Source organism: Kitasatospora sp. NPDC057940, assembly GCF_042887425.1.
In the GTDB taxonomy this organism is placed as follows: domain Bacteria; phylum Actinomycetota; class Actinomycetes; order Streptomycetales; family Streptomycetaceae; genus Kitasatospora.
Genome location: NZ_JBHVPH010000005.1, coordinates 129,797 through 149,895 on the forward strand (window position 1 = coordinate 129,797; position 20,099 = coordinate 149,895).

Here is a 20,099-nt window from a genome sequence, read left to right on the forward strand (position 1 = left end):
AGCACCTAGCGTGGTCCGGGGCGACCGGGGCGGCAGCGCCGCCGGGGTCGGCGACCCCCGAGGACCCGACCCCCGCCCCGTCGAGGCCCCACACCCGCCCAGGAGGTAAGCCGACCATGACCGTCTCCCTGTCCGAGCTCACCGGGGACTACGTCCTCGACCCCGCCCACACCCGGATCGGCTTCGTGGCGCGCCACGCCATGGTGACCAAGGTCCGCGGCTCCTTCACCGCCTTCGAGGGCAGCGCCCACCTGGACGGCGCCGACCCGGGCCGTTCCACCGCCCGGGTGACGATCCGGACGGAGAGCATCGACACCGGCGTCGAGCAGCGCGACCAGCACCTGCGCACCAACGACTTCCTGGACGTGCCGAACTTCCCGACCATCGCCTTCGCCACGACGGCGGTCGAGCCGCGCGGGGACGGCGAGTTCCGGGTGACGGGCGACCTCACCGTCAAGGACGTCACCCGCCCGGTCACCATCGACGTCGAGTACACGGGCAACGCCGTCGACCCCTACGGCAACCTGCGGGTGGGCCTGGAGGGTTCGGTGACGATCAGCCGCAAGGACTTCGGGGTGACCTGGAACGCGGCCCTGGAGGGCGGCGGCGTCCTGGTCGGCGACAAGGTCGTCCTGGAGTTCGACGTCTCGGCCGTCCGGCAGGCCCAGTAGCGGCCGCAGGAGCCGGGGGCGGCCCGCAGGAGCCCCGGAATCCGCCGGACCGGGCGGCGCGGGCCCGGTTAGGCTCCTGACATGGCGACAGACGGATCCCTCGCAACCGGCCAGCGCTCCCTCGGCGATCCCGCCCTCGACTACCCGTTGTGGCCCCCGCTCACGGCGGGCTGTCCGCGCACCGGCACCGAGGACGTCTCCTACCCCGTCGAGGTCGACTACGCCTACCGCGAGGCCGACGCGGCCGCCCTGTTCGCCCCGGGCGCGGACGCCGGGGCGCCGCGCGGCGGGCTGGAACGGTGGGCCCCCCTGCTGCCGCCGCTGCTCGCGCCGGGCCTGGGCGAGGGCGGCACGCCGCTGGTCGAGCTCGAACCCGGGGTGTACGTCAAGGACGAGGCCCGCAACCCGACCTGGAGCCACAAGGACCGGCTGAACCGCTGCACCACCAGCGCCGCCGTGGGCGTCGGCGCGCCCGGGATCGCGGTGGCCTCCTCCGGCAACCACGGCGCGTCCGCCGCCGCCTACGCCGCCCGGGCCGGGCTGCGCTGCGTGGTGTTCACCGGGCCCGACCTGCCGCCGGCCGTGGACGCGTTCCTCAACGCCTACGGCGCCGTCGTGCTGCCGGTGCCGTGGGAGGCCCGCTGGCCGCTGCTGCGCCAGGTCGTGGACCGCCTGGGCCTGCACCCGGTCAGCAACCTCACCACCACCCACACCGGCCACGCGTACGGCCCCGAGGGCTACAAGACCGTGGCGTACGAGATCTTCCGGGACATCGGCGTCCCCGCTGCGGTGTTCGTGCCCACCGGCTACGGGGAGCTGCTCTTCGGCGTCTGGAAGGGCTTCAGCGAACTGCACCGGCTCGGCCTGGCCGACCGGGTGCCGCGCATCCTCGCCTGCGAGTCCGCGGCCGGCGCGCCGCTCGCCCTGGCCGTCCGCCAGGGCCTGCCGGCGGCCCGGGTGACGGTGGGGCCGAGCGAGGCGTACTCGATCGCCTCCCCGGTCGGCGGTTACCGGGGCGTGGTCGCGGTCCGCGAGAGCGGCGGCCGGGTGCTGACCCTGGACGACGGCCAACTCGCGGCCGCCCAGGCCGAACTGGCCCGCGCCGGGCTCTGGACGGAGCTGTCCGCGGCGGCCGGGCTCGCCGGGCTGCGCAGCCTCGGCGGCGTCGAGGGCCCCGGGGAGGCCGAGGGGCCGGTGGTGTGCGTGTCGACGTCCAGCGGTTTCAAGGACCGGGGCGTCGGCGCGCGCTCGACCGCGCCGGTCGCCCCGGAGTGGGAGGAGGTCCGCCGCCGCCTGCACACGGCCGGAATCCGAGGCTGACGAGCCCTTGCACCAACTCCCTTCCGGCGTTGGAGGCCTGCTGTTCGCCATCCTGCCCTCCGGCGTAGGGTTGGCGTTCGCCGCGGCCGCCCAGGCTGGTCCGGATCCGCACCGCCCCCGCTCCTCTCCGTGCGTCGAAGGGCTGTCACCGTGTCCCGTTCCCCCCGCCGTCTGCTGCCGCTGGCCGTCGCCGTCGCGGCCGTGCCCGTGCTCGCCCTGCCGGTCGTCCCGGCCGCCGCGGCCTCGTACGGCACGCCGACGATCACCTTCTCGGCCGGCTACCTGTCCGGCGCGGTCGGCGCCACCGGCGATCCGACGGTGTCCGTGGCGGTGGCGCAGAGCGGGGCCGCGGCCTCGGCACTGACCGTCGCCGCGTCGGCGAGCACCCGCAGCGCCGTCGCCCGGACCGGCGACGTGGCGGTGACGGGCACCAGCGGCACCCGCACCCTGGCGGTCGCCGCGCAGGGCGTCGGCTACACCGACCTCACCATCAAGGTGACCGGCCTGGGCGGCAAGACCGCGACCCGCACCCTGCACTACGCGGCCTCCCCCGCCGTCCGGTTCTCGGCCGCCAGCCGCTACCTGACCGGCTCCAGCGACGCCTCGGCCGCGGTGGACGCGGGCGGCGGCTACATCCTGGTCGGCGACGACGAGTCCAACGTGCTGCGGCTGTACGACCGCAACGCCTCCGGCGCGCCGGTCCGCACCTGGGACTTCAGCTCCGTGCTCGGCGTCTCCAAGGAGATCGACATCGAGGCCGCGGCCCGGGTCGGCGACACGATCTACTGGACGGGCTCGCTCGGCAACAACAAGGACGGCAAGGTCAAGCCGGACCGGCACACCCTGTTCACCACGAAGGTCACCGGCTCGGGCGCCGACACCCAGCTGTCGCTGGCCGGTTCGTACCACGGCCTGCGCGACGACCTGATCGCCTGGGACAGCGCCCACGGCGACCGCTACGGCTTCGCGGCGGGCGCGGCGGACGGGCAGGCGCCCAAGCAGATCGACGGGTTCAACGTCGAGGGGCTGGAGTTCGCCCCCGGCAGCACCACCACCGCGTACATCGGCTTCCGCGCGCCGCTGACCCCGGCGGTCACCGGCGGCCGCGCGCTGCTCGTCCCGGTCACCAACCTCCCGTCGCTGCTGTCCGGTTCGGCCTCCCACGCGACCTTCGGCGAGCCGGTCGAGCTGGACCTCGGCGGGCTCTCCATCCGCGACCTGCGCCGCAACGACCTCGGCCAGTACCTGATCGTGGCCGGCTCCTGGTCCGCCGAGGACAACTCCGCCCCGTACGCCCTCTACCGCTGGAACGGGCAGCCCGGCTCCCAGCCGGTCAAGCTGGTCGACCTGCCGACCAGCGACGCCGGCGCCTGGGAGGCCGTCCCGGACGTGCCGAACCTGGACGCCCCCGGCGCCCGGGCCCAGCTGATCACCGACGACGGCTCCGCCGACCTGTACGGCGACGGCACCGCCGCCAAGGACCTCGCCCAGCCGGAGTGGAAGAAGTCCCGCTCCACCTGGTTCACCCTGAACTGACCTGCGCGCGGCCGGGGCGGGCGCACGAACCGCCCGCCCCGGCCGGGCCCCGCCGACCGCCCGGCTCAGAGTTCGACGAGCACCTTGCCCCGGCTCGCGGAGCGGTCCACGTACAGGCTGCGGTAGGCGGCCGGGATGTTGTCGAAGCCCCGGTGGACGGTCTGCTGGTAGCCGAGGTCCCCGCTGCGGACCAGGGCGCCCAGTTCCTGCCGCAGCGCCGACCAGTTCTCCTCGGTGAACCACTCCAGCGAGAAGATGCCGCGGATGGTGGTGCGCGGGAACATGATCATCGGCAGCAGCCGCGGACCCGCCCAGTCCCCGCCGACCTGGCTGCCCCACTGCCAGCAGACCGCGACCCGGCTCTCCACGGCGAGCAGCGAGAAGACCGCGTCGGTGAGCGCCCCGCCGAGGCTGTCGAAGTAGCGGTCGATGCCGGCCGGGGCGAGCTCGGCGAGTTCCTCCCGCAGCCGCTCGGGGTCGTCGCCGTCGCGGTAGAGCAGGACGGCGTCGAAGCCCAGCTCACGCAGCCGGGCGGCCTTGGCCGGGGTGGCCGTGGTGCCGATGACCCGGGCCCCCCGGTGCCGGGCCAGCTGTCCGACCACCGAGCCGACCGCCCCGGACGCCCCGCTGACCAGCACGGTGTCCCCCGGCCTGACCTCCAGGAACTTCTCGACCGTGCCCCAGGCGGTCATCCCCGGGCCGCCGAGGACGCCGAGGGCGGTGGAGATCGGCAGGGCGTCGTCGTAGTCGCCCCGGTCCAGCCGCCGGTAGGCGGGGAAGACCATCGGGAAGGTGCCGGTCTGCCAGAACGCCGGGGCGCCGTTGCTGATCACGTGGCTGCGCCAGCCGCCGAAGCCCTGCACCAGGTCGCCGACGGCGAAGGCGGCGTCCGGCCCGGCCTCCACCACCTCCATGATGGAGTCCGCGCCCATGTGGTCGCCGATCGGGGTGTCCAGGGCGATCCCCTGGAGGTACGGGTCGACCGAGACGTACCTGGTCCGCAGCAGCATCTCGTCCGCGGCGAGGCGGACGTCCACCTCCTCGACCACCTTCCGGTACATCCGCTCGACGTCCGGCACGCCGTCCACGTGCTCGCGGACGACCCATTTCTCGACCCTCATGAGGTGACTCCAAACCGCCGGTCGGCGGGCCCGACCGGTTCGATGACCAGGGTGGGCGGCGGCGCGCTGTCGTCCACGGCGGCGGTGAACGGCCGGCCGTCGTCGCGGCAGATGAACTGGACGACGTGCCGGCCGGCGGCGGCCGCCCGGATCAGTCCCCCGGTGGTCGCCCAGACACCGGAGAGGTAGAAGTTCGCCAGGCCCGGCAGCCCGGGCCCGTTGCGCTTGATCTCCTCCTCCAGCGTCTCGCCGCTCTCCACGAACGGCTGCCAGCCGAGCACCGTGCCGTCGTAGTTGCCGGTGTAGCGGACCTGGGTGAGCGGGGTGGACACGTCCTTGACGGCGACGGCGTCCCGCAGACCGGGGTGGTGCCCGTCCAGGAAGTCCACGATGGCGTCCCGCACCCGCCGCTTCTCGCGCTGGTACTCGCGCCCGCGCCCCACCGGCAGGGTGTGCAGCTCCTCGCCCCGCCGCAGCCGTGGCGCCTGCTCCGGGCCGGTGCTCAACTCCCGCCAGGGGGCGATGTCGCAGAAGTAGCTGGCGTAGACGACGGTCGTCGCGGCGGGCGACAGCTCGGGGTAGTGGCGGCTGCGGAACTGGACGTTGATGCTGGGGTGGCGGATGCCGGTCAGCCGGTCGGCGACCTCGTCCTCCAGCAGGTAGGTGGTGCACGGGTCCCCGGCCGGGAAGGGGCGGCGCAGGCCGAGGAAGACGGTGAGGTAGCCGGGGAAGACCATGCCGGGCTCGGTGATGGTCCGGGTGTACAGCCGGCGGTAGGTGTCGTTCAGGTAGCGGCCCTTGAGCAGGTCCAGCATGGTGGTGCGCCCGTCGCAGGCGGCGACCACGATGTCCGCCCGGATCTCCCGGCCGTCGCTCAGCCGCACCCCGACGGCCCGGTCCTGCTCGACCAGGATCTCGGCCACCTTGGTGTTGTAGCTGATCTCGCCGCCGAGCCGCCGGTAGCGCTGCTCGATCGAGCGGGCCAGCCCGAGCGAACCGCCCTCCGGCACCCCGGCCGACTGCCCGGCGTGCGAGGCGAGTTGGAAGTAGGTGGGCAGCACCGGGAAGTTGGGGTGCTTCTCGTAGAGCACGAAGTTGAACGCCTCGCGCAGCAGCGGGCTCCGGAAGCGCGCCGAGTAGTCGCTCATCAGCACCGTGATCGAGCGCCGGATGACGTTGAAATACGGCAGGAACGAGGCGAGCATCCGCCAGCGCTCGGTCCGGCCCATCAGCCCGACCGGCTTGAGGAAGGGGTAACGGACCAGGGCGCGGCGGAACTTGCGCAGCCCTTCGCAGAACTGCCGGATCCGCCGGGCGTCCTCCGGCGCGAGGTCGAGCAGGTGCGCTTCCAGGCGGTCGGGGTCGGAGTAGAAGTAGACGGCGCGCCCGTCCCGGGTGCGCACCACGTTGAAGACGTCGAAGTTGCGCATCACCTTGCCCTGCAGCGCGCCGAGTTCGAGCCAGATCTGGTGCATCTCGTTGCCGGGGCCGCTGCCGAGCAGCCAGCTCACACAGCAGTCGAAGGTGAACTCGCCGCGGTCCCAGGCCGTGCAGCAGCCGCCGGGGAGTTCGTGCATCTCCAGGACGGTGGTGCGGTAGCCGTTCATCTGCGCGTAGCAGCCGGTCGACAGGCCGCCCAGCCCGCCCCCGACGATCACCATGGTCTGCCTGCTGGTGCTCATTCCGGTCATTCCGGCACTCCCACGGTGGCCCGGTCGAGTTGCGGCAGTTTGCCCAACTTGCCCGCGTGCCAAGGTTCCTGGTTGTCACTGGGCCAGGCCCGGAACGGCCGGCCGAGCTCCCGGCAGAGGTACTGCGCGGCGTACCGGCCGCTGGTGGCGGCGCGGATCAGACCGCCGAGGCCGGCCCACTGCCCGGCCATCGAGAAGCCGCGCAGACCGGGCAGCCGCATCCGGTCCCGGTTGACCAGCCGGTTGGCGGCGTCCTCGGCCTCGGAGAAGGCCTGCCAGGCGAGGATGCTGCCGTAGGTGTTGCCGGTGAACCGCTCGGTGGTCACCGGGGAGGCGACGTCGACGAGTTCGATCCGGCGGCCGAGCCCCGGGTACGTCCGCTCCAGGAACTCCCGGACGAACGCGGCGACTTCCTGCTTGCGGGCGCGGTAGGCGCGGCGGTCGCGGACCCGCAGGTCCTTCCAGGAGCGGTAGTCGCTGAAGTAGGTGCAGTGCAGGACCGACTTGCCGGGCGGCGCGAAGCCCTCCGCGTAGTCCGAGCGCAGCTGGACGACCAGGCTGTGCTGGAGCGAGCCGGGCAGCCGGGCGCCCTGTTCGGGCGACAGCAGGTAGGTGGTGCTGTGCGGTTCGCCCTCGGGCAGCGGGCCGTCCACGCCGACGAAGGCCGAGACCACGGCCGGGTACAGGTTGCCGGGCTTGTCCAGCAGCTCGCCGTACAGCCGGTCGGTGGCGGGGCTGGACCAGCGGCCTTCGAGCAGCCGGTCGAGCACCGTCGGCCCGTCGCAGGCGGCCACCACGTGGTCGGCGAAGTGTCGGGAGCCGTCCCGGAGTTGGACGCCGACGGCACGGTCCCCCTCGACCAGGATCCGCTCCACCCGGCAGCGGTAGCCGATCACCCCGCCGAGCGAGGTGTAGCGCTCCTCCACCGAGCGGGCCAGCCCGAGCGAACCGCCCTGCGGGAAGCCCGCGTTGCCGTTGTGCGCGGCGGCCAGCGTGTACAGGTACGGCAGCAGCGGGAAGCCGGCCGGCTCCTGGAGGAACATGTTGGGCAGCGCCCGCCGCAGCAGAGGGTCCTGGAAGCGCTCGGCGAAGCCGCTCATCGGGGTCGTCGCGGTCCGCCAGAAGAGCCGGAACGCGGGCAGCACGGCGCGCAGGGTGCGCAGCCGCTCGGCCGGGCCGCGCAGCGGCGGCGGGGTGAGGTCCCAGGGCAGGTCGATGGCGGCGAAGCGGCGCAGGTCCCGGCAGAAGGCGCGGATCGGCTTGGCGTCGCCGGGGGCGGTGGCCAGCAGGTGCCGTTCCAGCCGGTCCGGGTCCCCGTAGAAGGTGACGGCGCGGCCGTGTTCGTCGACGACGCGGTTGAAGACGTCGAAGCGGGTGACCGACTTGCCGTCGAGGGCGCCGAGTTCGCGCCACACCTGGTTCGCCCCGGTGCCCTCGGCGGTGCCGATCAGCCAGTCGATGCAGTAGTCGAACAGGTAGCCGTGCCGGGACCACGCGGTGCAGCAGCCGCCGGGCAGCACGTGCTTCTCGAAGATCCGGGTCTCCAGCCCGCTCATCTGCGCGTAGCAGCCGGTGGAGAGCCCGCCGATGCCCGCGCCGATCACGATGACCCGGGGCGGGCCGCCGGGGGCCCGCTCCCGGCTCGACCAGTCCGGTCCGCGCTCAGGCCCGGCCATCGGCGGTGCCTCCGGCCAGGATGGCGCCCGCGAGTTCGGCGTTGCGGGCGGCGAACTCGGCGTCCAGCATCTCGGCGTGGCTGCCGTGCCCGGCGTGGACGGCGGTGCCGGCGCTGGAGGCGCCGTGCCAGGAGCCGTGCTCGCCGCCCGCGTGCAGCGCCAGCCGGTCCCGTTCGCAGACCACGTTGAGCGGGGCCTTCAGGACGCCCAGGTTGGGGGTGCGGCTGCAGAAGGACAGGTAGTCCCGGGCCTGTTCGAGGGTCTCCTGGGCAACGATCCGGGATCCGGTGTGCCGGTGCAGGTGCTCGTGGAGCTCGCGCTCGAAGACGGCCAGGTGCTCCTCGCCGAGCTCGAAGGGCTCGGGGATCCGGTAGGAGTCCACCACCAGGACGGAACTGACCGTACGGCCCCGGCGTTCGAGCTCCCGGGCCACCTCGAAGGCGAGGTTGCCGCCGAGCGAGTAGCCGAGCAGGACGTACGGCCCCGCCTCCTCCAGGTCCTCGACCAGGTCGGCGTAGCGGGCGGTCTTGTCGTCGCCGGTGAGGTAGTTGAAGGCGGCGAGCCGGTGGTCGGGCAGGTGGGCGGCGAGCTGGCGGTAGACCAGGCCGTGGCCGCCGGCCGGCGGGAAGCAGAACACCGTCCGCCCCGCGGGCGCCCCGGGGTTGAACCAGAGGTACGGCTGCCCGCCGGCGACTTCGCCGGTGATGATCTGCTCCAGCGTGCGGGCCATCCCGTGCAGGGTGGTGACCTTGAACAGCAGGCCGACCGGGATGCTGATGTTGAACTCGGTCTGCAGGTGGTGGATCAGCTCGATCAGCCGGATGGAGCTGCCGCCGAGCTCGAAGAAGTCGTGCTGGAGGCCGACCTCCGCCACGCCGAGCAGGTTGCTCCAGTGCTCGGCGGTGCGGATCTCGTAGAGAGTGACGGGCGGTTCGTGCTGCGCGCCGCCGGTGTCGATCCGGGGCTCGGGCAGGGCGGCCAGGTCGACCTTGCCGTTGGGGGTGAGCGGCAGGGCGGGCAGCTCGGTGAGGTGGGAGGGGATCATCACGGTGGGCAGGTGCTCGGCCAGGTGTCGGCGCAGCTCCCGGCGGTCCAGGGTGGTCCCCTCGACGGGGACCAGGTAGGCGGCCAGCACGGCTTCGCCGGTGGCGTCCTCACGGACCGTCACGCAGGCCTGGGCGAGCTCGGGGCGGGCGGTGAGGTGGGCCTCGATCTCGCCGATCTCGATCCGGTGGCCGCGCACCTTGACCTGGTTGTCGATCCGCCCGAGCAGGTGGGCGGTGCCGTGGGCGTCCCAGTGGCCGAGGTCGCCGGTGCGGTAGAGCCGGACGGGCGGGCCGTCGAGCTCCAGGGTGGTGAAGCGCCGGGTGGTCTGCTCCGGGTCGTTCGGGTAGCCGGCGGCGACACCGGCGCCGCCGATCCACAGCTCGCCGGGCACCCCGGGCGGTACCGGCTCTCCGTAGTGGTCGAGGATGTACAGCGCGCTGTTGGGGAAGGGCCGGCCGATCGGCACCATCCGGCCGGGTTCCAGGGCGTCCGCGCCGCCCTCGTAGTAGCTGGTGTCGATGGTGGCCTCGGTCAGGCCGTAGGAGTTGACCAGCCGGGTGTCCGGGCCGCACAGGGCGCGCAGCCGCCGGTGCTCGGCGGCCTTCCAGGAGTCGGAGCCGACGACCAGCAGCCGCAGGAAGTCCAGCCGCAGGCCCTCGCGTTCGCAGTGGGCCAGCAGGCCGCGGGCGACGGCGGGCACGAACTCGCCGCAGTCGACGGCCTCCTCGCGCATGGTGCGGTAGAGCCGGGCGGTGTCGAACAGCAGGTCGCGGTCGACCAGGACGAGGGTGCCGCCGGTGCTCAGCGCCCGGGCGAGGTCGCCGGAGAAGACGTCGAACGCCGTCCCGGCCATCTGGAGGTGCACCCGGGCCTCGGTGTCGAGGCGGTACTCGGCGCGCCAGCCCGCGGTGACGGCGGCGAGGTTGCGGTGGTCGACCCGCACGGCCTTCGGGCGGCCGGTGGAGCCGGAGGTGTGGATGACGTAGGCGGGGCGGTCCGGATCGGCGGCGGGCAGCGGGCCGCTCTCGGCGGCCGGCCGGTCGAGCTCGTCCAGGGTGACGGGGCGGACGGGCGGCTCGGTGCCGAACGGGTTCCGCTCGGCGACCACGACGAGGGCGGCTCCGGCGTCGGTCACCTGGTAGGCGAGCCGGTCGGCCGGGTGGCCGGGGTCGAGCGGCAGGTAGGCGGCACCGGCCCGCCAGATCGCCAGCAGGACGACGATCAGCTCGGGTGACTTGTCCAGGCAGACCGCGACCACCGAGCCTTCACCGACGCCCAGTTCGCGCAGCCGCAGGGCCGTCCGCTGGGCCCGCCGGTCGAGTTCGCCGTAGGTGAGGCGGCGGGCGCCGTCCGGGCGGGGGGCGGTGACGGCGATGGCCTCGGGGTGTTCGGCGGCGGCCTTGGCGACGAGTTCGGGCACCGGGGTGTCGTGGTCCGCCCGCCGGTCGGCGCCGCTGAAGCCGGTGAGGATGCGGCGGCGTTCGGCCTCGTCGAGCATCCGCAGCCGGCCGACCGGGCGGTCGGTGCCGGCGCTGGTCATGGCGTCCAGCAGGTTGCGGTAGTGCGCGGCCAGCCGCTCGACGGTGGCGGCGTCGAAGAGGTCGGAGTTGTACTTGAACACGCAGTGGAAGCAGCCGTCCGCGCGGTCCTCGTAGGCGGACAGCGTCAGGTCGAACTGACCTTCCTCCTCGGGTAGTTCGATGTACTCCAGGCGGTAGCCGAAGCGTTCCACGGCGACCTTGTGGGTGAGCAGGATGAACATCGCCTGGAACACCGCCGAGCGGCTGGGGTCGTGCTGGAGCCCCAACTGCTCGACCAGCAGCGGGAACGGGTACTCCTGGTTGTCCAGGCCGCCGAGCACGCTCTCCCGCACCCGGGCCAGCAGCTCGGCCACGGTCGGCTCCCCGGCCAGGCTGACGTGCAGCGGCAGCGGGTTGACGAAGTAGCCGTAGACGGAGGAGAACTCCTCCTGGGTGCGGCCGGTGACGGGGCTGCCGACCACGATGTCCTGCTGGCCCGACCAGCGGTGCAGCAGCAGGTAGTAGGCGCTCAGCAGCACCATGAACGGGGTGGCGTGGTGCGCCCGGGCCAGCTCGTGGACGCGGGCGGTCAGGTCGGCGTCGAGCCGGAAGAACGCCGAGGCGCCGTTGTGGGTCTGCACGGCCGGCCGGGGCCGGTCGGTGGGCAGGGCGAGGACGGGCATCTCGGCCGGCAGGTGGCCGCGCCAGTAGTCGAGCATCCGCCGGGCGTCGGGGCCGGCCAGGAAGCGGTTCTGGTGGTTGAGGAAGTCGAGGTAGCGGGCGGCCACGGCGGGGAGTTCGGGGGTGCGGCCGTGCCGCAGCGCCTCGTAGACCTCGAACAGCTCCTCGATGAAGGTGAAGGTGGAGATCGCGTCCGAGACGATGTGGTGGACGGCCTTCATCAGGACCCAGCGGTCCGGTCCGCGCCGGAACAGCCGCAGCCTGACCAGCGGGTCGTCCGCGAGGTCGTACGGCCGCCGGTACTCGGCGACGATCAGCGCGTGGATCTCCTCCCAGGGGCGGCCCTCGACGTCGAACAGTCCGGTGTCGGCCACCGCCTCCGGTCGGATCCGCTGGACCGGCCGGCCCTCCTCGGCGGTGAAGGCGGCCCGCAGCCCGGGGTGCCGGGCGACCAGCGCGCGGAAGGCGGCGAAGACCAGTTCGGGATCGAGCTCGGCGCGCACCTCCACCGCGCCGCCGATGTTGTAGGCGAAGCCGTCCGGGTGCAGCTGGCGCAGGAACCACAGCGCCTGCTGGTTGTGGGTGAGCGGGTAGCGGGCCTCGTCGGTGTACAGCTCGACCTCGGCCTGCTCGGGGCCGCCCTCGGCGTCGAGCCGCTCGGCCAGGCCGGTGACGAGCAGGTCGACCAGGTCGCCGACGGTGCCGTTGCTGAGCAGTGCCACCACCGGCAGGGCGACGCCCAGTTCGCCGTGCACCCGGGCGCGCAGCTCCATCGCGAGCAGCGAGTCCAGGCCGTGCGCGCCGAGTCTGGTGTCCGGGGCGATCCGCTCGGCGCCGATCCGCAGCACGGCCGCGGCGGCGGCGGTGAGCCGCTCGGTGACGAGCCGGTGCCGGGTCGGCGGATCCGCCGTGCGGTAGGCGTCCAGGAAGCCGCCGGTCTCGGCCGGGGCCTGCTCGGCGGCGCTGGCGGCCAGGTCGGCGACCAGCGGCGGCGGCGCGGGGTACCAGGCGAGGAAGGTCGGCCAGTCGACCACGGTGGCGACCAGCAGTTGGGCGCGGTCCTGGCCGAGGACGCGTTCCAGCACGGCCGTGCCGGCGTCCGGCGGGAGCGAGCTCATGCCTCGGGCGTCGCGGTAGTGGGCGACCAGGCCCAGTTCCTCGATCATGCCGGTGGCCCAGGGGCCCCAGTCGAGGCTGAGCGCGGGCAGGCCGGCGGCCCGGCGGTGGTGGGCGAGGGCGTCCAGGAAGGCGTTGCCGGCCGCGTAGTTGGTCTGTCCGGCGGTGGTGAGCAGCGAGGCGACGGAGGCGAACAGCACGAAGTGGTCGAGCGGTTCGTCGCGCAGCAGCCGGTGCAGCAGGTGGCCGCCGACCACCTTGGGGGCGTATCCGGCGTCGAAGGCGGCCCGGTCCATCTGCGGCACCAGCACGTCCTTGACCTGCCCGGCGAGGTGGAACACCCCGCGGATGGGCGGGCGTTGGCGCTGCCGGTAGTCGGCGAGCCAGGCGGCGAGGGCGGTCTCGTCGGTGACGTCGACGGGGGCGAGCAGCGGTTCGGCGCCGAGCGCCTGGAGTTCGCGCAGGAAGGCGATCCGTTCCCCGGCCGGGCTGTCGGGGTCGGTCCGGTGCCACTGGTCGCGCTCGGGCAGCGCGGTGCGGCCGACCAGGATCAGCCGCCGGGCGCCGCGCCGGACCAGGGTGCGGCAGAGCAGCCGGCCGAGCGCGCCGAACGCGCCGGTGACCAGGTAGCTGCCGTCGGGGCGCAGGACGGGCGGCAGCGGGCGGGTGAGGCCCTCGGCCTGGCGGAGCCGGCTGGTGCGGCGGTGGCCGGCCCGCAGGGCGATCTCCTGCTCGTCCCGGGAGGCGAGTTCGGCGAGCAGCGCCTCGGCCTGGTCGAGCGGGTCGGCGGCGGGGTCGAGGTCGATCAGGGTGCCGCGCTGGGCGACGAGTTCCTGCTGCCAGAGCACCCGTCCGATGCCCCAGGCGGGTGCGCCGAGCGGTTCGACCCGGTCGTCGGGGTCGGCGGCCTGGGTGCCCCGGGTGACGATGTGCAGCCGGGCGTCCGGGAGGGCGGCGGGCAGGGCCTGGGCGAGGGCGATCAGCGCGTAGCCGCCGAGGGTGGCGAGCCGGTCGAGCCGGTCGGCCGTGGTGGTGTCGAGGGCGGGCTGGTCGAGGTTCCACAGCTGGACGACGGTGCGGTAGCCGGGGCCGAGGTCGGTGAGGAGCCGGGTGAGGTCCTCGGCGGAGTCCGGGCGGACGGTCGAGCGCCCGTCGCCGGGCCGGTAGTCGGTGCCGGGCCGGACCAGGTGGCAGCGGGCGCCGCGTTCGGCGGCGAGCGCGGCGAGGCGTTCGGCGAGGCCGCCGGCGTCGGCGAACAGCAGCAGGTCGCCGAGGTCCTGGTCGGCGGGCGCGGCCGGGGCGTCCGTCCAGGCGAGTTCGGTGAGCCAGCCGTCGATGGTGGCGAGGCCGACCGAGGCGGGGGCCTGCGCGACGTCGGCGACCCGGAAGCCGGTGATCCGGCCGACCGGGGTGCCGTCCTCGGCGTACAGGGCGAGGTCGCCGACGAGTTCGCCGCCGCCCTCGCGGGTGACGGTGGCGTGCGCCCACAGCGGCCGGTCGCCGGCCTGGTCGAGCCGGACCTCCTCGATGGACACCGGCAGCCGGACGCCGCCGTCCTCGGGGGTGAGCAGCCGGGTGGCCAGCAGGGTCTGGAAGCAGGCGTCGAGCAGCACCGGGTGGAGCTGGTGGTCGGCCGCCTCGGGGCCGAGCCGGTCGGTCGGGCTGATCCGGGCCAGTGCCTCGCCGGGGCTCGCCCACACCTCCTGGACGGCCTGGAAGGCGGGCCCGTAGTCGTAGCCGCGGGCGGCGAGGAGCCGGTAGCAGTCGGGGCCGTCGAAGCGCTGTCCGCGGGCGCGGATCGCCTCGGCGTCCAGCGCCGGGCCGTGGGCGCGGCGCTGGCCGGTGCGGACCCGGCCGCCGGCGTGCACCACGGGTTCGCCGCCGGCCGGGGTGGAGGCGATGGTGAAGCGGGCGTCCTCCGGGGCGTAGCCGAGCTGGACGGGGGTGGGCTCGGTGTCGGAGAGGAACAGGGCCCGGTTCAGCTCGATCTCGGCGAGCACCACCTCGGTGCCGCCGGTGAGGGCGCGGACGGCCTGGGCGGCCATCTCCAGGTACCCGGCCGCGGGGAAGACCATCTGGCCCTCGATCCGGTGGTCGGCCAGGTAGGGCAGCCGCTCGGGGTCGAGTGCGGTGGTCCAGGCGGGTTGGGCGCTCGCGGTGCGGCGGCCGAGCAGCGGGTGGTCGACCTCGCCGAGCCGGACCTGCCGGACGGCGCTCGGCTCGACCCAGTACCGGTCGCGCCGCCACGGGTAGCCGGGCAGCGGCACCGGGCGGCCGGCCGGGTGCAGGGCGCGCCAGTCCAGTTCGACGCCCAGGGTGTGCAGTTCGGCCAGGGACCGGGTGAGGCAGGCGGGCTCGTCGGCGTGCCGGCGGATGGACGGCAGGGCGTGCGCGCCGTCGACGCACTCGCGGATCGCGTGGCCGAGCACCGGGTGCGGGCCGATCTCCAGGAACAGGCCGTGCCCGTCCTGGGCCATCCGTTCGACGGCGGCGCGGAAGCGCACCGGGTTGCGGACGTTGTCCCACCAGTACCCGGCGTCGAGTTCGGGGCCGCGGGCGAGGCCCTCGCGGGCGGTGAGGTAGAGCGACAGCCGGGCCTCGTTGGGCTTGAGCGCGGCGAGCGCGGCGGTCAGCTCGTCCCGGATCGGGTCCATCCGCACGCTGTGGTAGGGGACTTCGACGTCCAGGAAGCGGGTGAACACCTCCTGGCCGCGCAGTTCCTCGGCGAGTTCGCGCAGCGCGTCGGTGTCGCCGGCCAGGGTCACGGTGGAGGGGCTGTTGACGGCCGCCAGCGAGACCCGGGCCCGGTACGGGCGGATCCGGCGCTCCGCCTCGGCCTCCGGGAGGCCGACGGCGAGCATGGTGCCGGTGCCGGCCAGCCGCTGCTGGAGGCGGCTGCGGGCCAGCACCACCCGGACGGCGTCGGCCAGGTCGTACACCCCGGCCTCGTGGAAGGCGGCGACCTCGCCGGTGCTGTGCCCGACCACCGCGTCGGGGCGCAGGCCGTGGCTGCGCCAGAGCGCGGACAGGCCCAGCTGGACGGCGAAGTTGGCGGGCTGGGCGAGCCAGGTCTCGGCCATCCGGGAGTCGGCCTCGTCGCGGTGCAGTTCGTCGAGCAGGGACCAGCCGGCCTGCTCGCGGATCTCCCGGTCGCAGGCCTGGACGGCCGCCCGGTAGACCGGTTCGTTCTCGTACAGGCCCCGGCCCATGCCCCACCACTGCGGGCCCATGCCGGTGAACACCCAGGCGAGGCGGCGCTGTTGGCGCTCCCGGGCGCGGCCCTGGAGCACCCGGGGGTGTGCCTCGCCGCGCTCGTGGGCGGCCAGCGCCTCGTCCAGGTCGTCCCGGGTGGAGTAGGCCACCGCGAGCCGCTCGGGCAGGTGCTGGCGCCGGTGCGCCAGGGTGTGGCCGAGGTCGTCGAGCGGCACCCCGGCGGCGAGCTCCCGGCGGATTCCGGCGGCGAGTTCGGGCAGCCCGGCGGTGTCCTTGGCGCTCAACGGCAGCACGGTGCAGGCCGGCTGCGGGGCCGGGGCGGCGGGCCCGGCGCTCGGCGGCTCCTCCAGCAGGACGTGCGCGTTGGTGCCGCCGAAGCCGAAGGAGTTGACGCCGGCCCGGGCCGGTCCTTCGTGCTCGGGCCAGTCGACCGGGGCGGTCGGGATGTCGAAGGGCAGCGCGGCCAGGTCGATGCCGGGGTTGGGCCGTTCCAGGTTGAGGTGCGGCGGGATCCGCCGGTGCTTGAGGGCGAGGGCGGTCTTGATCAGCCCGGCGACGCCGGCGGCGGCCTCGGTGTGCCCGATGTTGGTCTTCACCGAGCCGACGTAGCAGCGGTCGCCCGGGCGGCGGCCGATGCCCAGCACCCGGCCGAGCGCGGCCGCCTCGATCGGGTCGCCGACCGGGGTGGAGGTGCCGTGCGCCTCGACGTACTGGAGGCTGCCGGGCAGCACCCCGGCCTCGGCGCAGACCCGTTCGATCAGGGTGACCTGGGCGTCCGCGCTGGGGACGGTGATGCCGTTGGTGCGCCCGTCCTGGTTGACGCCGCTGCCGAGGATGACGGCGTGCACCGGGTCGCCGTCGCGCAGCGCGTCCGACAGCCGCTTGAGGACGACCACGCCGACCCCCTCGGCCCGGACGTAGCCGTCGGCGGAGGCGTCGAAGGCGCGTGAGCGGCCGTCGGCGGACAGGAAGCCGCCCTTGGTCTCGGCGATCGTGTACTGCGGCGCCATGTGCAGCAACGCGCCGCCCGCCAGGGCGAGTTCGGTCTCGCCGCGGAGCAGGCTCTGGCAGGCGAGGTGCACCGCGACCAGGGAGGAGCTGCAGGCGGTGTCGATCGAGACGCTGGGGCCGCGGAAGTCGAAGCAGTGCGAGATCCGGTTGGACACCATCGTCATCATGGTGCCGGTGGCGGTGTGCGCGGCGAGCGTGCGGAAGTCGAGGTCGGCGAACTGGAGGATCTTGTAGTCGAGGGTGAAGGCCCCCATGTAGACGCCGACGTCGCGGCCGGCCAGCTCGCCGGGGAGCAGGCCGCCGTCCTCCAGGGCCTCCCAGCTGACCTCCAGGAGCTTGCGCTGCTGCGGGTCCATGTGCTCGGCCTCGCGCGGACTGATGCCGAAGAAGTCCGGGTCGAAGGTGTCGAAGCCGTCGATGTAGCCGCCCCGGCCGCCGGTCAGGCGGCCCGGTTTGGAACGGTCCCGACTGCCCAGCGTGCCGGTGTCGTAGCGGTCGGAGGGTGTCGCGGTGAGACAGTCCCGGCCCTCGACGAGGTTGCGCCAGTAGGTCCGGTGGTCGTTGGCGTGTCCCGGCAGGCGGCAGCCGATGCCGGTGATCGCGATCCGGTCGCAGGGCACGGCGAAGGGCGAGGTGGTCATGATCCAATCCGAGGGTGATGGCGTGGCGGCGCGGACACGGGCGGAGGAAGAGCGGCCTCGCGGGCAGGGTCAGACGGACGGCTCGGTGGTCTTCACCTGGCGCCAGGGGTACAGCAGGGTGGCGCCCACTTCGCCGGTGGCCGGGAAGGCGGCCGGATCGGCGAGGCCGACGGCGGTGGGCACCCGGCCGGGGTGCCAGGTGAAGCTGCCGAACACGTGGTCCCACAGCGAGAGGTCGGAGGCGTAGTGCCCGGCCTCAGCGAGGTCGGTGCTGTGGTGCAGTCGGTGGAGCTCGGGGCCGGCCAGCAGGTGGCCGAGGAGCCCGAGGCGGACGTCGATGTTCGCGTGAACGAAATACCCCTGCGCAAGAATGAATATTCCGACCACGAACACGGATTCCGCCGAGAAGCCGATCAGCGACAGCAGGAGTTGCACCACGGACTGCGCGACGAACACGTCGAGAATATGGTTCACGCCGTTGTTCGCGACATTCACCTTGTCCGGCACGTGGTGGACGCCGTGCAGGCGCCAGAGCCACCGGTTCTGGTGGGACCAGCGGTGGACGAGGTAGTCGCCGAGCGATCCGACCAGCAGCGCGAGCGGGATCTCCACGGCGAACGGGAGCGCCGGATGGGCCGCTCCGAGCACCTGCACCAGCGCCGTCACCAGCCCCTGGGCGATCGCACCGCCGGCCATGCTCAGCACGAAGTACACGGTGTACCAGCGCAGTTCACGCCCGCTCGGATGCCAGTCGGTCCGGTACGGGATCACCCGCTCCAGTACGGCCAGGTACCCGAGGACGCCGACCAGCACGAGCGGGGAGACCCGGTCGGGCTCCCAGTGGAAGTGCAGTGTGGCGACGGCCGTGCACAGCACCCCCAGGAGCAGAAGCGGATGAGCGAGCCGGCGTGCAATGGCGGACAGCACGCGCCCCCTTGGTTATTCGCGAACTAATGACTGGAAACGTCAGAGACTCTAGCGGGACCGGTCAGCTACGGCAGTCATTCGACGTGTTAACGCCATAAATAACCCGATCGGAGGAAGATCCGCGCACGAAGTTGACACAAGACCGGCGCGAAAGGGGCGCGTTTGTTCGCAGACGCTGGAGAAAACGGAGCGCAGCGCGGTCTGACCCGCGCCGGGCGGGGTCGCACGCCCCCTGGAGCAGGGGGCGGTCCGGACCCGGATCCGGCCCCCGGTCCGGCGAGGACGGCGCGGGTGGCACCGGGCGAGCGCGAGCCGGGCGCGAGGGCGCGGGCCGTGCGGGTGGCGCCGCCCGTCAGGATCCCGCCAGCTCCGCCAGCCGCCACGCCGCGTCCGGGCGGTGCGCCGCGAGGCGGTCGCGCAGGCCGCGCAGCTCGTACCCGACCAGGGCCGGCAGGGCCGCCGCCGGGGCGGTCTCCAGGGCGGGCCCGAGCAACTGGACGGCCGTCTGCGGGTCGTGCGCGCAGGCGTGGCAGTCCGCCACCCGGACGGTGAAGAGGAGACGGCTGGAGGGGAGCTGGGCCGGGCCGAGCAGGCCGAGCGCGGTCTCGGCCGCGGTCAGCGCCCGGCGGGCCAGCCGGGGGTCGTCGACGACCGCGGCGAGGTCGCGCAGCGCGGCGGCCGCGCCGGACTCCACCCGCAGCCGCATCGAGGCGATGGAGAGCCAGGGCGCGTCGTCCTCGTCCCGGGCGCCGATGTGGTCCAGGTGCAGCCGGGCGCGGCCGAGGTGCCGGATGGTGGCCCGGACGTCGCCGGTGAGGGCGTGCGCGCGGGCCTGGCCGATCTGGCCCATCGCGCCGGCCCAGTGCCGGCCGGGGGCGGCGCGGCCGGTCTCCCGGGCGTAGCCGAGGGCGGCGGCCGGGTCGCCGTCCATCCGGGCGAGGGTGCTCATGTCGCTCAGCGCGGCGACCTGGGTGGCCTGGTCCCCGGCTAGCTCCGCCCAGGCGAGCGCGCGGTCGAAGCAGGCCATCGCGGTGGCGTTGCGGCCGTCCTGCATCCGCAGCGCGCCCGCGGCGTGCGCGTGCTCGGCGGCCAGCCGGGCGAGCGGACGGCGCTGCGCGGCGGGGGCGGCGGCGAGCCGGGCGAGCACGGCCCGCAGGGTGCGTTCGACGGCGGCGGCCAGTCCCGGCAGGCCGCCGGCCTCACCGGAACGCAGGTGGGCGGCGAGCAGCCCGGTGAGGGCGTGTGCGGTGGCGGCGTCCAGGGGCGGCGCGGCGGCCGGGTCGGCGGCGCAGAACTCGGCGTGCAGCGCGGCGAGTTCGACCGGGCCGGGGACGTCGCAGCCGTCGGCGCCGTGCAGCGGGCAGAGCAGGCCATAGTCGGGCAGCCGGGGCGGCGGCTGGGCGGGGGCGCTCCAGCGGGCCGGGCCGCCGGGCCCGTTCACGGCCGCGGTGGGCAGCGGGGGCCGCAGCAGGGCGGGCGCGAGGGGCGCCAGGGAGGGCAGTTCGGCGGTCTCGGCCCGCTGACAGGCGGCCCGCAACTCACCGCCCGCGCCGAGCAGTTCGTCGATCCGGTCGGCGATCCGGGGGGTGACCCGGCGGGCGCCGTGCTCGATCTTGCTCACCGCGGTGTGGTCGTAGCCGATGCCGGCGCCGAGTTGGGCCTGGGTGAGTCCGGCCCGGCGCCGCCAGTGGCGCAGCCGGGCGCCGAAGTCCCGCCAGGCGCCCGGCTCCTGGGCGGGCGGGGCGGCAGGCGGGGCGACGGGCGGGGGCGGGGGTGCGGACGCCGGTGCCACGGCCACGCGGTTCCGGTGCACGGCTGCCTCCTCCGGTCGCTTCCCCCGGGCCCCTCGCCAACCTCCCGACCATCAGGACGGTACTCGATGACACCCCGTCCGTACATGAGGTGGTCTCAACCACTCGGGCAAAAGC

Annotated in this window: 9 protein-coding genes; 3 read left to right on the top strand and 6 right to left on the bottom strand. The window is 74.3% G+C overall.

All coding sequences use genetic code 11. From position 1 onward, the window contains the following. Window positions 1-116 precede the first annotated feature (116 nt). The 3 genes from ACFVTF_RS10905 (at window position 117) to ACFVTF_RS10915 (ending at window position 3,527) form a co-directional block, all read left to right on the top strand. Window positions 117-671, top strand: coding sequence for a YceI family protein (locus ACFVTF_RS10905; RefSeq protein ID WP_350880788.1), 555 nt, complete (start codon window positions 117-119; stop codon window positions 669-671). A gap of 81 nt (window positions 672-752) precedes the next feature. Then, window positions 753-1,991, top strand: a complete 1,239-nt coding sequence (locus ACFVTF_RS10910) for a pyridoxal-phosphate dependent enzyme (protein ID WP_371515922.1) — start codon at window positions 753-755, stop codon at window positions 1,989-1,991. Window positions 1,992-2,141: 150 nt separating this feature from the next. Next, window positions 2,142-3,527, top strand: a complete 1,386-nt coding sequence (locus ACFVTF_RS10915; protein ID WP_387811960.1) for a hypothetical protein — start codon at window positions 2,142-2,144, stop codon at window positions 3,525-3,527. A gap of 65 nt (window positions 3,528-3,592) precedes the next feature. Here the strand turns inward: ACFVTF_RS10915 and ACFVTF_RS10920 are convergent, their stop codons facing one another. The 6 genes from ACFVTF_RS10920 to ACFVTF_RS10945 all read right to left on the bottom strand — a co-directional run bounded on the left by ACFVTF_RS10920 (window position 3,593) and on the right by ACFVTF_RS10945 (window position 19,984). Beyond that, window positions 3,593-4,648, bottom strand: coding sequence for a zinc-binding dehydrogenase (locus ACFVTF_RS10920; protein ID WP_387811963.1), 1,056 nt, complete (start codon window positions 4,646-4,648; stop codon window positions 3,593-3,595). Beyond that, window positions 4,645-6,330, bottom strand: coding sequence for a phytoene desaturase family protein (locus ACFVTF_RS10925; RefSeq protein ID WP_371515925.1), 1,686 nt, complete (start codon window positions 6,328-6,330; stop codon window positions 4,645-4,647). The genes ACFVTF_RS10920 and ACFVTF_RS10925 overlap by 4 nt, the downstream gene beginning before the upstream one ends. A 5-nt stretch (window positions 6,331-6,335) precedes the next feature. Beyond that, complete coding sequence (locus tag ACFVTF_RS10930) at window positions 6,336-8,015, bottom strand: phytoene desaturase family protein (RefSeq protein WP_387811966.1); 1,680 nt, start codon at window positions 8,013-8,015, stop codon at window positions 6,336-6,338. Next, window positions 8,002-17,244, bottom strand: a complete 9,243-nt coding sequence (locus tag ACFVTF_RS10935; RefSeq protein WP_387811969.1) for an amino acid adenylation domain-containing protein — start codon at window positions 17,242-17,244, stop codon at window positions 8,002-8,004. Before ACFVTF_RS10935 ends, ACFVTF_RS10930 begins: the two co-directional genes overlap by 14 nt. A 69-nt stretch (window positions 17,245-17,313) precedes the next feature. Beyond that, a complete protein-coding gene (locus ACFVTF_RS10940; protein ID WP_387811972.1) occupies window positions 17,314-18,171 on the bottom strand; it encodes a sterol desaturase family protein in 858 nt (285 codons plus the stop codon). 352 nt (window positions 18,172-18,523) lie between these two features. Continuing rightward, entirely contained in the window at window positions 18,524-19,984 is a 1,461-nt protein-coding gene (locus tag ACFVTF_RS10945) for a helix-turn-helix domain-containing protein (RefSeq protein ID WP_387811975.1), read from the bottom strand. Between the last annotated feature and the right edge of the window lie 115 nt (window positions 19,985-20,099).

What these genes read in the sequence shown, in the direction of transcription:
- ACFVTF_RS10905 (WP_350880788.1), top strand. Translation starts at nt 117, where the DNA reads ATGACCGTCTCCCTGTCCGAGCTCACCGGGGACTACGTCCTCGACCCC.
- ACFVTF_RS10910 (WP_371515922.1), top strand. Translation starts at nt 753, where the DNA reads ATGGCGACAGACGGATCCCTCGCAACCGGCCAGCGCTCCCTCGGCGAT.
- ACFVTF_RS10920 (WP_387811963.1), bottom strand. Translation starts at nt 4,648, where the DNA reads ATGAGGGTCGAGAAATGGGTCGTCCGCGAGCACGTGGACGGCGTGCCG.
- ACFVTF_RS10925 (WP_371515925.1), bottom strand. Translation starts at nt 6,330, where the DNA reads ATGAGCACCAGCAGGCAGACCATGGTGATCGTCGGGGGCGGGCTGGGC.
- ACFVTF_RS10930 (WP_387811966.1), bottom strand. Translation starts at nt 8,015, where the DNA reads ATGGCCGGGCCTGAGCGCGGACCGGACTGGTCGAGCCGGGAGCGGGCC.
- ACFVTF_RS10935 (WP_387811969.1), bottom strand. Translation starts at nt 17,244, where the DNA reads ATGACCACCTCGCCCTTCGCCGTGCCCTGCGACCGGATCGCGATCACC.